Consider the following 12,243-nt stretch of genomic DNA (forward strand, 5'->3'; position numbering starts at 1 on the left):
ACAACCGGTGCTCAAGCGCCCCGTCTCACTCTAGAGGCGAGCGAGAAGGGGTGGTGACGATGCCGGTGAGAAGCGCGATCGCTCTGATCAACAGGACCTCGAACGCGGCGAAGCTCTTCGCCGCGGCCCTCGCGTTCACCGGCGCGTGCGTCGCCTTCTCCGCCTACGGCACCGCACACACCGCGTCCACCGCCGAGCCGGCCAGGACCGCGACGACCGCGACGGTGCTCCCGGCCGCGAGCACGTCCCCGGCCGGGGAGCAGGGCCAGGGCCAGGCGGGGGGCGGGCGGCTCGCAACCGACGGGCAGGCCGCGGCGATCCCCGGCGTGGTCACCGTGAGCCCCGTGCGGGCCCGCGGCACGGGCTGCGCCCGCTCGTACGTGGCCCGCACGTACCTGGCCAACCCCGACCCCGAGGGCACCGTCTTCTACCGCTGGAAGCTGACCCGCTGGAGCCCGGCCACCAAGACCTGGCGCACGTACCTGTCGGATCACGACGGGTTCGCCGCCGCCGGCCGGGCCGTCGAGTGGCGCGCGGAGCTGTCCGGCAGCCCGGGGTGGTACCGGGTGGAGCTCACGACCGGCGGCGGCGAGACCGTCAAGAGCCGCCGTTTCCGAGTGAGCTGCTGACCGACTGCCTGGCCGCCTCGACCCAGCGCGGCACGCCGATCCGCTCGGCGACCTCCAGCGCCTTCTCGTAGTGCTGCCTGGCCGCGTCGGGCTGGCCCAGGCGGATGGCCAGGTCGCCGAGGGTCAGCGCCACCGGCCACAGCGCCACCACGCCGGTGCCGGCGCCGGCCACCCGGTCGGCGAACGGCTTGAGCTTGTCGTAGCAGTCGACCATGCGCTCGCGGTCGTCGAGCAGCATGCCGGCCAGCGCCCGCCAGGTCATGGCCAGCTCGTAGAGGAAGTCGGGCCGCACCGGCGGACGCGTGGCGGCCACCGCCCTGGCGTCGTCGAGGCGACCGGCGGAGGCCAGCGCCAGCGCGTACGCGTCGAGCGTCCACTTGGCGCCGCGCTGGTGCGCCTCGGCCAGCGGCGCGACCATCTCGGCCGCCCGCCCGGCGACGAGGTGCAGGCAGAACGTGGTGATCAGCGGCAGGTCCTGGCGGCCCTCCAGCATGCCGGCCCGCGCGGTCATCCTGGCCGCCTCGCGGTAGGCGCGCTCGGCGCCCTCGTAGTCGCCGGAGATCATCAGCCGCTGCCCGGAGTACCAGACCACGACCGCGGCGGGCGCGGACAGGTCGTACTGCTTGGCGAGCTGGTCGGCCGCCGCGGCGTGCTCGTCGGCCACCGCGAACTCGCCCCTGGCCGCCGCGCACTCCAGCAGCACCAGGTGGGCCAGCGCCTGCGTGGCCATCTGGCCCGAGCGCTGCGCCACCTCGAGCAGCTCGCGCCCGATGCTCTCGCGCGAGTCGACGGCCGGGATGTCGTACGACTGCCGCAGCCGCCCGCTCAGCGCCGCCGCGATCAGCGCCGGGTCGCCGCTCTGCCGGGCCAGCTCCAGCGCCTCCAGCGAGGCCTGCCTGCCCCGCTCGGGCGAAGAGGAGCCCTCCAGCTCCAAGGCCAGCGTGGTCAGCAGGCTCGCGCGCAGCCGCTGCTCGCCCTCCGGCAGCTCCATGAGCGCCTTCTCGGTGACGTCGACGATCTCCCACGCCGTACGGGTGAAGTCGCGCGCCATGCCCTTGTGCGGCACGGCCAGCGAGGCCGCCACCTTCGCGGTGATCTCGAGGTCGCCGAGCGGCAGCGCGGCGTCCATGGCCTGGCGGCGCAGCAGCCGCGCGGCGTGCATGTCGCCGCAGAGCGCGAGCGCCCTGATCTGCCGCAGCATCAGGTTCAGCCGCTCCTTGGCGCGCTCGCGCGCCTGGTCGCCCTGCTCGTCGGCGCGGGAACGGTCGAACGCGGCGATCGCCTGCTCCCACAGCGTGGCCGCCTCGCGGTGGGCGAAGCGCCGCTCGGCCTGCTCGGCGGCGAGGCCCGAGTAGTGGACCGCCTTGTCGGCCGCGTCGGCGAGGAAGTAGTGGTGGGCGAGCGCCGCCACGTCGGACGGCGTGTGCCGCTCGATCGCCGCCGCGACCGCCGCGTGCAGGCGGGTGCGGCGCAGCCGGGAGGCGTCGGAGTAGATCGTGTCGCGTACGAGGTCGTGGTCGAAGCGCAGCAGCCCGGGGCCGGGCTCGGTCACCAGGCCGGCCAGCAGTGCCGCCTCGACGGCCTCGATGACCGCGTCCTCGTCGCCGGCCACCGCGATGAGCACGTCGAGGTCGACGTCACGGCCGATCACCGCGGCCTGCAGCAGGATCTGCTGCGCGCCCGCGGGCAGCCGCGAGATGCGCCGCCGCAGCACGTCGCGCACGCCGGACGGCACCTGCGAGAGCACCTCGGTGGCGCTGGCGCGGTCGGCCGCGCCCTCGGCGTCGAGCAGGCGCACGGTCTCGCGGACGAAGAACGGGTTGCCGCCGGTGCGCTCGACGATCGACTCGACGGCGTCCTCGTCGATCTCGCGTACGCAGGTGGCCTTGACCAGCTCGGCGACCGCCGCCGGGTCGAGCCCCGACAGCCCCACGCGCACCGGGCCGAGCCTGGCCAGGGCGGCGAGCACGTCGGACTGGCGGTCGTCCAGCTCGCCCTCCCTGCACGTCACGACCAGCAGCACCCTGCTGGTGGCGAGCAGGCTGGGCAGCGCGCGCAGCAGCGCGAGCGTCTGGTCGTCGGCCCAGTGGAGGTCTTCGACGGTCAGCAGCACGGGGCCGCGCCGCGCCACGCCCGCGAGGTAGCCGCCCACCGCGCGGTGCAGCCGGAACCCGCCCGACGCCTCGTCCTCGTCGGGGTCGGGCGCGGTGTCGTCGAGCAGCGGCGCGAGCAGCTGCGCGTATTCGCCCGCGCCGAACCGCTCGATGAGCGCGCGCAGGATCTCCACCCACGCCCAGCCGGGCGGGGTGGCGCTGGAGTCGGGGCAGGCGCCGGAGGCGGTGGTCCAGCCGTCGGTGGCGAGCCTGCTTTCGAGCTGGCGCAGCAGCGTCGTCTTGCCCGCCCCGGCCACGCCGGTCACGATCGCGACCTGGAACCTGCCGGTGCGCTGGGCCGCCGTGGTGAGCCTGGACAGCTCGGCGTCGCGGCCGACGAACGGCTCGGGCTCCAGCGGCGGCGGCTCGACGTGTGCGGCCGGCCGGGGCGGCCAGGTGTCGGTGACCGGCGGCGCGGGCCGTGCGGCGCGCGCGGGCAGCGCGAGATCCAGCTCGGGCGACTGGGCCAGGATGTCGGACTCCAGCTTGCGCAGCGCGGGGCCGGGGTCGATGCCCAGCTCGTCGGCCAGGATGTTGCGGGCGCGCCGCAGCGCGGCCAGCGCGTCGCCCTGCCGGCCGCAGCGGTAGAGGCCGAGCGCCAGCAGCCGCCAGCCCTCCTCGCGCAGCGGGTGCTCGGTGGTCAGCGCCTCCAGGTCTGGAACGGTCTCGGCGTGCAGGCCGAGCCGCAGCCCCGTGTCGGCGTGCCGCTCGCGCGAGACCAGGCGCAGCTCGGTCAGGCGGTTGACCTCGGCCTCGGCCCATGCCTGGTCGGCGAAGTCGGAGTAGGGGGTGCCGCGCCACATGCCGAGCGCCTTCTCCAGGCGGCTGCGCGCGGCCTGCGGGTCGCCCTCTTCGAGGTGCTCGCCCGCGGCGCGGACGAGCTGCTCGAACCTGAGCGCGTCGACCTGGTCGGGGGCGACGCGCAGCGCGTAGCCGGACGCGACCGTCACCAGCAGCCGGTTGGGGCCCCCGCGGGGACGGCCCGGCTCCAGCACTCTGCGCAGGCGTGAGATGTAGACCTGCAGGCCCGACTGCGCGCCCTTGGCCGCGTCGTCGTCCCACAAGTCGTAAAGAAGGGTGTCGACGGGCACGACCTGACCGCGGGCCACGAGCAGGCGGGCCAGGACGGCCCGCTGTCGCAACCCGCCGAGGTCGAGTTCGTCGTCTTGTTCGTACGCCTCGACTGGCCCCAGAACTCGGAACGCCACCATGTCAGCCGCCACGCTATGCGGGCCTGCGAATCACGCACAAGGGCCGTGGTCGAATAGCACTCGTTGGGATTGGGATTGTCACTAGGTGGCCTTCGAGATCGCGGACGGGGGCTCTGCGTCGGCGTTCCGGCCGCCCCGCCTGCGCAGCAGTGCCCAGGCGCCGAGTGCCAGACCGCCGAACGGGATCTCGATAGTGTAAGTCCAGAAGCCGAAAAGCAGTGCGGTGGCGACGGCCGAACTGCTCGCCACACCGAAGGCGATGAGCAGCGCGGCCACCCCGCCCTCCATGATCCCCGCGCCGCTCGGCGTGATGAGGGCGCTGGTCAGCACCCGCGACAGCGCGAAGACGGCGATCGACTCGGCAGGGCCGGGCCAGGCGCCGGTGGCCGACATGCAGGCCGCCATGATGGCCCACTGGAAGCCGAGGAAGAAGATCATGCCGAGCGAGAGCCCCGGCCACCGGGTGCGTACGACGTCCGCGGTGTCGGCGCGGAGCCGGTGGAACGCCTCGGAGGCGTGCACCTTCTTCAGCCGCAGCAGCCGGGTGATGCCGTCGAGCGCCCTGCCGAGCGCCTGCGCGGCGCGGTCCCAGTAGAGCGCGGCGGCCACGACGAGGCAGAGCGCGATGATGGAGATCGCGCCCGTCCAGCCCGCGTTGGCGACGGTGGCGTTGGGCGCCTTGCCCGCGGCCAGCAGCGCGATGATGCCGACGGCGGGCAGGATGAACCTGAACAGCGTGTTCCAAATGCCGCTGACCAGCGTCATCACCACGAACGCGCGGCTGCCGAAGCCCCAGCCCTTGGTCATGGCGAACGACACCGCCACGCCCACGGCCCCGCCGAACGGCAGCAGGTTGCTCACCGCGCTGCCCGCCGCGTTGAGCGTCAGGCCCTGGAGGTTGTTGAGGCCGGGCAGTGAGCTTGTCAGCACGAACGTGTAGGCGAGCAGGCTCAGCAGCCACAGCGCCGTCATCAGCGCGATCTCGCCGCCGGTGAGCGCGGCGAACTGCGCGCCGATCTCGCTCCACGAGACCGGCTTGCCGGTCAGCGTCCGCACGATCTGCGGCAGGTAGACCACGAGCAGCACGGCCAGGCCGAGCGAGAGCACGGAAAGGCTGATCTGGAGCCACTTGTTCTTCATCGGGGTCCAGTCTGCCGGTCGGCCGGGACCCGTGCGTCCCCCATGAGTATCAGGCCGGCCACCCATCGAAAGGATGACGCAGCCGAGTGCCGGGCGGCACGTCGCGGCGGACGTACCACTCGGTGCCGAAGACGTAGCGGTAGAGCAGGCGGGGGACCTTCAGCATGACGGCGAGTGTGCGGTCGGTGTCGCCGCCGGTGGCCTGCGAGGCGTGCGCGGCCATGGAGGCGCGTTTCTGCCTGGCGTACTTGCGGACGTTGACCCGGTGGGTGATGACCTCGCCCGGCGAGTACGCGCTCTCGAACGTGCGTATGTCGAACTCGGGAGGGAACCGGTAACACCTGCTCGCCAGCCGCAGCAGCCGCAGCAGCGGGTCGCGGTTGACCGTCGCCTCCAAGACGATCTTCGTGCCCGCGATCTTCGCCGCCCGCCTGCCCACCCGGTGGACCTGGACGTGGTCGGGGTGGCCGTAGCCGCCCGCCGGGTCGTAGATGGTGAGCAGGTCGGCGCGCTCCTCCTGGAGGATGGCGGCCAGCGCCTTGGCCGCCTCTTCCGTGTCGGCGTCGATGAACGCGTTGTCGGGCCGCTCGTCGGCGACGCCGCCCTGCGGGCTGAGGCCGGAGTCGCCGTAGCCGAGGCACTCGACGCGGGCGCAGCCCAGCAACGCGGCCGACTCGTACAGCTCCCTGAGCCTGGTCTCGCCCAGCGCCTCGCCCGGCTCCATGTCGGCCAGGCCGCGCTCGCCCGCGGTGGCCACCACGAGCACCACGCGGTGTCCCTCGGCCGCGAGCTTCGCCATGGTGCCCGCCGTCAGCAGGGCCTCGTCGTCAGGGTGGGCATGGAAGAACACAGCGGTACGTGGAGGCACAGGCCCAGATTAGTCTGAGAGGGGTGCGGATCTTTCACGTGAGTGACTGTTACCTGCCGCGACTCGGGGGGATCGAGGTTCAGGTCGCCGATCTCGTGCGCGTGCAGCGGGAGGCCGGGCACGAGGTGTCGGTGGCCACGGCGACCAGGGGGGAGCCGCTGCCCGGTGTTCACCGGATCGTCGCTCCCATGCCGTTCGACCTGCCGGTCCATCCGTTCGGGGTGGGCCGGCTCACGCGCCGCATCACCTCGGCGCGTCCCGACGTGGTCCACGTGCACGCCGGGGCGGTCTCGCCGTTCGCGTGGATGGGCGTGCGCGCCGCGCACCGCGCGGGCGTGCCGTGCGTGGTGACCGTCCACAGCATGTGGGATCCGCTGACGCGGTCGCTCTACCGGCTGCTGCGGCTGGCGTACGGGTGGGAGCGGTGGCGGCTGGTGGCCACCACCGTCAGCAACGCCGCCGCCGCCCCGATCCGCGCCGTGGCGGGGCCGCTGGTGCCGGTCCGCGTCGTCTCCAACGGCCTCGACCTGTCCGGCTGGGCGCCGCCCCCGGGCGCGCCCGGCCCCCGGACAGGTGTGCACGTGGTCGCGGTCGGCCGCCTGGCCCCGCGCAAGCAGCCCGTACGCCTGCTGAAACTGCTGCTGGCCGCCCGCGCGCAGGTGCCGGCCCACATCCCCATGCGGGCCACGATCGTCGGCGACGGACCGGCCAGGGGCCAGATGGAGCGCTTCCTGGCCCGCCACGGCATGACCGGCTGGGTCTCGCTGCCCGGCCGCTACACCCGCGAGCAGATCGCCAAGGTGCTGGAGTCCGCCGACGTGTTCGTCGCGCCGGCGCCGCGCGAGTCGTTCGGCATCGCCGCGCTCGAGGCGCGCGCGGCCGGGCTGCCCGTGGTGGCGCGGACGCAGAGCGGGGTGGCCGACTTCGTCGAGGACGGCGTCGAGGGCCTGCTCGGCCGCTCGCTCGGCGAGCTGGCCGCGGCGGTCGCCCGGCTGTGCAGGGACGCGGAGCTGCGGGCCGCCATCGCCGCGCACAACCGCGCGACGCCCCCTGCGGCCGGCTCCTGGGATGCCGTGCTCGACGGCTTCGACCGCGCGTACGAGCAGGCCATCGCCGCCCGCCGCGCCCGCCCCGCGTAGCCCTGTACGCCCCCGCCTTCACGACCGCGCCCACAACGGTCCCGTCCGCAAAGACCCCGTCCTTGACGAGGCCGCCCTTCGGATGAGGCCGCCCGGCGCGCCCGCACCGCGTAGCCCTTCCGCGATGCCGCCCGCCGGGCAGGCCTCCTTCGCGATGCCGGTGCCCGGAGGACCGGCGTGGCGCTTGCCCCCTGCCGCGCGCCACACCGGCCCTCCCGGCCCGGATCGGCCACGGCCGCCCCCACCCGTCCCCCACAGGTGGTCACGGCGGCCGCGGGTCCCCCTTAGGAGCAGGCAGACGTGATCTTGGTCTGGAACCCGTTCACCTTGCTCATCAGGTCGGTGGCGCCGGCGAGGTCGCCGTTCTCGATCGAGGCGAAGCCGTCGGCCAGGTCGGTCAGAGCGGCGTTGACCTCGCCTTCGTACTTGCCGGCGAGTTCCCGGGTCTTCTCGGCCGCGGTCTTGGAGGCCGAGGCGACGGCGTCCTTGTCGGCGCCTGCGCCGATCGCGTTGCTCCACTCGGTGGTGATCTTCACGGCCTCGTTGGCCGCGGTGGTGCAGTCGACGGCCTGGCCGAACACGCCACACGCGGTGGTCATCGCGGCAAGAGTGAGCGTCGCGGCCGCAACGGCGATGCGACGAGGGGGAGTCATGTATGTGCCTTCCGTTGGTTCAACTTACGGAAAAGCACGATATGGGGGGTGACTTAATGGTCACTTGCACCCCACTAACACCACGCGTATCAGGCGAGCGTAAAGGCGCGGTGCCCGCCCCGCACGATCTCGTCCGCACGGGGTAGCGGCAGAACCGCACGGCCGCGTGCCGGCAGCGAGGGGTCGTGATGAAGGTGATCGTCATCGGAGCCGGCGTCGCCGGGCTCGCCACCGCGCGCGGCCTGCTGCGCGCGGGCCACGACGTCGAGGTGTACGAGGAGTCGCCCGAGCCCCGCACCGACGGCGGGTCCGTCACGCTCTGGCCCGGCAGCACGGCCATCCTGGAGGAGCTGAAGGCCGGCTGGGCGGGCGCCGGCCGCCGCCTGGAGACGCTGGAGTCGTGGGCCGCCGACGGCCGCCGCCTGCTCACCCTCGACCTGACCGTGCCCGAGCGCCGCTTCGGCCACCCGGTCGTCCACGTCGCCCGCGGCGAGCTGGTGGAGCTGCTGTCCGACGGCGTGCCGGTGACGTACGGCGCGCGCGCCGAGCACGTGGTGCCCGAGTGTGCCGAGGTCCGGCTCTCCTGCGGGCGCACGGTGCGCGGCGATGTGCTGGTGGGCGCCGACGGCCGCCGTTCCGTGGTGCGCGCGGCGCTGTGGGGAGCCGACCGGGCCACGTTGAGCCCGTGGGTCACCTGGCAGGGATTCATCACCGCGCCGACCCCGCTGACCGAGTCGCGCAGGGCGGTGATGGTCGCCGGGCGGCAGGGGCTGTGCGGGCTGATCCCGGCGGGCGGGGGCCGCCTGCTGTGGTGGTTCGATGTCAGGTCGGCGCCGGGGCGGCCGTTCTGGGCCGGGGACCCGGACGTGGTCGGGCGGCTGCGGGAGCGGTTCGGCGGCTGGGCGGAGCCGGTGCCGTCCGTGCTGGCGGCGATCGAGGACATCGGTTTCTTCCCGCACCACCGCCAGCCGATCCCCAGGGTGTGGGGGAGGGGGCCGGTCACGCTGGCCGGCGACGCGGCGCACACCATGCCGCCTACCATGGCGCAGGGGGCCAACCAGGCGCTCGAGGACGCCTGGCTGCTCACCCGGTCGATCGGGGATCTGCGGGCGTACGAGCGGGCCAGGTCGAAGGTGGTGCGCAGGCCCGCCAGGCTGGCCGCGACCGAGGCCACCGACATGCAGCGGCCGATCGCCGGGCTGCTGCCCGACGGCCTCATGACGCGCGTCTACACCGTGCTGCTGCGCCGCTACAGCAGCTACCTCTTGACAGCCCCCTGAGCCCGCCTGACTATGTCGCATATAGAGCAACTCGGTGCGTAATACGCAACAAGGGGTGCCGGTTGACCACCACGTCGAGTTTGATCCCCACGCTTCCAGGAAGCGCCTACACCGACCCCCAGGCGTTCGCCGAGGAGCAGGAGAAGATCTTCGAGAGCCTCTGGTTCTGCGCGGTCAGATCCGCCGACCTGGCCAAGCCGGGCGCGTTCAGGACCGTCCAGGTCGGCCGCGAGAGCGTCATCGTGGTGCGCGGCCGCGACGACCGCCTGCGCGCCTTCCTCAACGTCTGCCGGCACCGCGGCGCGCGCTTATGCGTGGAGGACGCCGGCGAGGTCAAAAGGACGATCAGGTGCGCCTACCACGCCTGGTCCTACGACCTGGACGGCCGCCTCGCCGCCGCGCCCAACCTGGTCAAGATGCCGGACATCGACCGGGTCGCGTACGGCATGATCCCCGTCCACCTGCGCGAATGGCTCGGCTACGCCTGGGTCTGCCTGGCCGCCGAGCCGCCCTCGTTCGAGGACACCGTCACCCACGCCGCCACCGAACGCCTCGGCGACCCCGCCGCCATCGAGCACTACCACGTCGAGGACCTCGCGCTCGGCCGCCGCATCGTCTACGACGTCAAGGCCAACTGGAAGCTCCTCGTCGAGAACTTCATGGAGTGCTACCACTGCGCCACCATCCACCCGGAGCTGACGGCCGTGCTCCCGGAGTTCGCCGGCGGCTACGCGGCGCAGTACTACGTCGGCCACGGTGCCGAGTTCGCCGAGCGGGTCGAGGGGTTCACCGTGGACGGCGGCCCCGGCTTCGGCAGGCTGCCCGACGTGACGCCCGAGCAGGACCGCCGCTACTACGCGATCACCGTCAAGCCGCAGGTGTTCATCAACCTGGTGCCCGACCACGTGATCCTGCACCGCATGTTCCCGCTCGCCGTGGACCGGACGGTGGTCGAGTGCGACTGGCTCTACCACCCCGACGTGATCGAGTCGGGCGCCGACGTGTCGTCGTCGGTCGAGCTGTTCCACCGGGTCAACGAGCAGGACTTCGAGGCGTGCGAGCGCACCCAGCCCGGCATGTCGTCACGGGCCTACCGCGACGGCGGGGTGCTCGTGCCGAGCGAGCACCACATCTCGCTCTTCCACCAGTGGGTGAACCAGCGCCTGCGCGGATGACGCACGCGCTGCCGCGGGCGGCTCAGAAGGGGAGCTTCCGGCCGGAAGGGGTGCGGAGATCGAGGGGCAAGGGACGGTTGGCCGGACGGGGACGCTGAACGATCCGAACTCTCTTCACACCCATGAGGTACCCAACGAAGTGCGGTGATGACACCAACCTTCGGTAGCCTGATGGCTTGATGCCGGCAGACCCGTTCCACCATCCCGCGCTTCTGTACCGAAGTGAGCGGGAATATGTGGCTGCCACCACGGCCTTCGTGACCGAGGGCCTGGCCGCCGGCGACCCCGTCGCGGTGGCCGTGCCCGGTGCGCGCCTCGCGCTGATCAGGGACGCGCTCGGCCCCGCCGCCCGTGACGTGCTCATGCTCGACATGGCCGAGGCGGGCCGCAACCCCGGCCGCATCATCCCCGCCGTGCTGCACGGCTTCGCCGACGACCATCCCGGCCGCCACGTGCGGATCGTCGGCGAGCCGGTCTGGCCGGGGCGCACTCCGGCCGAGTATCCGGCCTGCGCGCAGCACGAGGCGCTGATCAACATGGCGTTCGCGGGGCGGACGGCGACGATCATGTGCCCGTACGACGTGGCGGCGCTCGGCGGCGAGGTCATCGGCGAGGTCGCGCGCACCCACCCCGTGCTGCGCGACGCCTCCGGCGCGCGGCCGAGCGCCGACTACGCGCCCGAACAGGTCGTCGAGGGCCACAACCGGCCGCTCGCCGAGCCCGAGAGCTGCGTCTCGCTCCGCTTCGACCGCAGCAACCTGTCCGACGCGCGGGCCCTGGCCGCCGGCGAGGCCGCGGCACGGGGCATCGCGGGCGACCGGCTCGACGACATCCGGCTCACCGTGGCCGAGCTCGGCGCCAACAGCCTCGACCACGGCGGCGGGTCCGGGCTGCTGCGCGTCTGGCAGGCCGACGGCCGGCTGGTGTGCGAGGTCAGCGACCGCGGCCACATCACCGACCCGCTGGCGGGCCGCCGCCCGGTCGATCCGCGCCAGGCGGGCTCGCGCGGCCTGCTGATCGTCAACCTGCTGAGCGACCTCGTCCGCATCCACACCCGCCCGGGCGCCACCACCGTCCGCGCCTACTTCGACCTCACCACCTGAGCCCCTGACCCGGGTCGGGGAGACCACCGGCACCCTGAGGGGGAAATCCCTACCCAGGGTTGGGAAACCGCAGGTCAGGGCCCGTTCCCGGGGCCGAGTCAGCCGAAGGTATTAGGGGATCCTTCAGGGCGGGTTCGGGCCGATCTCCGATGTTCGCCGAGCCCGCGTTGCACGAGCTTGGAGGCATGAAGGGATTGCTTGTCAGCGGTTTAACGGCCATCGGAGCCGGCAGCGGCGCGATGCTCACCCTGCACGCCGGCTCCGACCTCGACCCGATGCACGCCGTGATCAGCGAGTACGTGTGGCAGTCCGTCGGCTGGCTGCTGCCCGCGTCGCTGACCCTGTTCACCGTGGGCGCCTCGCTGATCGCCGAGGCGCTGCGCCGGTCGGGGGCGAGCCGCTGGGTCGTCGGCCTGCTGCTGGGGTGGGCGGCGAGCATGTTCCTGGTGGGCGCGTTCCCCACCGACCGGCCCGGCGTGCCGCTGTCGCTGTCGGGCGGCATCCACAGGTACGCCGCTTTCGCCGCGTTCGTCATGATGCCGCTCGCCGGGCTGCTGCTGGCCAGGGCGAAGGTCCGCTACGCCAGGGCCATGCGGGTGCTCAGCATGATCGCCGTGGGCGCGCTGCTGCTGGTCGTCGTCCCGTACGTGGTGCGCATGTTCGGCATCCCGCTGTCCAACGACGACATCCCCGCCGGGCTGACCCAGCGGGTCGTGGTCGTCACGGAGCTCGGGGTGCTGGCCCTGGCCGGGCTGGCGATGCTCGACCCGGCCGCCCGCCGGGTGCCCGCCCTGGCCGGGAAGCTCGCGTAAGAAAGATCTACTTTTCGGGCGTGAACGCCGCGCTCCCGGAAAGAGGGAGGCCCTGACCTACCTCCCGAGGAGCTGACGAG

10 protein-coding genes are annotated in these 12,243 nt (G+C 73.1%); 6 read left to right on the forward strand and 4 right to left on the reverse strand.

From position 1 onward, the window contains the following. Nucleotides 1–59: 59 nt before the first annotated feature. Entirely contained in the window at nucleotides 60–629 is a 570-nt protein-coding gene (locus ACGFIM_RS33710; RefSeq protein WP_393208886.1) for a hypothetical protein, read from the forward strand. Here ACGFIM_RS33710 and ACGFIM_RS33715 read toward each other — a convergent pair. The 3 genes from ACGFIM_RS33715 to ACGFIM_RS33725 form a co-directional block, all read right to left on the reverse strand. Beyond that, a complete protein-coding gene (locus tag ACGFIM_RS33715) occupies nucleotides 598–3,993 on the reverse strand; it encodes a BTAD domain-containing putative transcriptional regulator (RefSeq protein WP_393208889.1) in 3,396 nt (1,131 codons plus the stop codon). The two genes, ACGFIM_RS33710 and ACGFIM_RS33715, sit on opposite strands and share 32 nt — an antisense overlap. Before the next feature lie 81 nt (nucleotides 3,994–4,074). Then, nucleotides 4,075–5,133 (reverse strand): lysylphosphatidylglycerol synthase domain-containing protein, encoded by a 1,059-nt coding sequence (locus ACGFIM_RS33720; RefSeq protein WP_393208892.1) that lies wholly within the window; start codon nucleotides 5,131–5,133, stop codon nucleotides 4,075–4,077. Between the two features lie 49 nt (nucleotides 5,134–5,182). Next, nucleotides 5,183–6,001, reverse strand: coding sequence for a PIG-L deacetylase family protein (locus ACGFIM_RS33725; protein WP_393208895.1), 819 nt, complete (start codon nucleotides 5,999–6,001; stop codon nucleotides 5,183–5,185). A gap of 38 nt (nucleotides 6,002–6,039) precedes the next feature. On the opposite strand from ACGFIM_RS33725, the gene ACGFIM_RS33730 reads away from it, so the two are divergent. Next, entirely contained in the window at nucleotides 6,040–7,140 is a 1,101-nt protein-coding gene (locus ACGFIM_RS33730) for a glycosyltransferase (RefSeq protein ID WP_393208897.1), read from the forward strand. Nucleotides 7,141–7,424: 284 nt separating this feature from the next. On the opposite strand, the gene ACGFIM_RS33735 is transcribed toward ACGFIM_RS33730, so the two are convergent. Continuing rightward, complete coding sequence (locus tag ACGFIM_RS33735; protein WP_393208900.1) at nucleotides 7,425–7,739, reverse strand: hypothetical protein; 315 nt, start codon at nucleotides 7,737–7,739, stop codon at nucleotides 7,425–7,427. Between the two features lie 242 nt (nucleotides 7,740–7,981). On the opposite strand from ACGFIM_RS33735, the gene ACGFIM_RS33740 reads away from it, so the two are divergent. The 4 genes from ACGFIM_RS33740 to ACGFIM_RS33755 all read left to right on the forward strand — a co-directional run bounded on the left by ACGFIM_RS33740 (nucleotide 7,982) and on the right by ACGFIM_RS33755 (nucleotide 12,163). Further along, a complete protein-coding gene (locus ACGFIM_RS33740; RefSeq protein ID WP_393208903.1) occupies nucleotides 7,982–9,073 on the forward strand; it encodes an FAD-dependent oxidoreductase in 1,092 nt (363 codons plus the stop codon). A gap of 62 nt (nucleotides 9,074–9,135) precedes the next feature. Next, nucleotides 9,136–10,248, forward strand: coding sequence for an SRPBCC family protein (locus ACGFIM_RS33745; RefSeq protein ID WP_393208906.1), 1,113 nt, complete (start codon nucleotides 9,136–9,138; stop codon nucleotides 10,246–10,248). Between the two features lie 179 nt (nucleotides 10,249–10,427). Continuing rightward, entirely contained in the window at nucleotides 10,428–11,351 is a 924-nt protein-coding gene (locus tag ACGFIM_RS33750; protein ID WP_393209262.1) for an anti-sigma factor RsbA family regulatory protein, read from the forward strand. Nucleotides 11,352–11,536: 185 nt separating this feature from the next. Then, nucleotides 11,537–12,163, forward strand: a complete 627-nt coding sequence (locus ACGFIM_RS33755) for a DUF998 domain-containing protein (RefSeq protein WP_393208909.1) — start codon at nucleotides 11,537–11,539, stop codon at nucleotides 12,161–12,163. Nucleotides 12,164–12,243: the final 80 nt, after the last annotated feature.

The organism is Nonomuraea sp. NPDC049309 (assembly GCF_043196965.1).
GTDB classification, from domain to species: Bacteria; Actinomycetota; Actinomycetes; order Streptosporangiales; family Streptosporangiaceae; genus Nonomuraea; species Nonomuraea fastidiosa.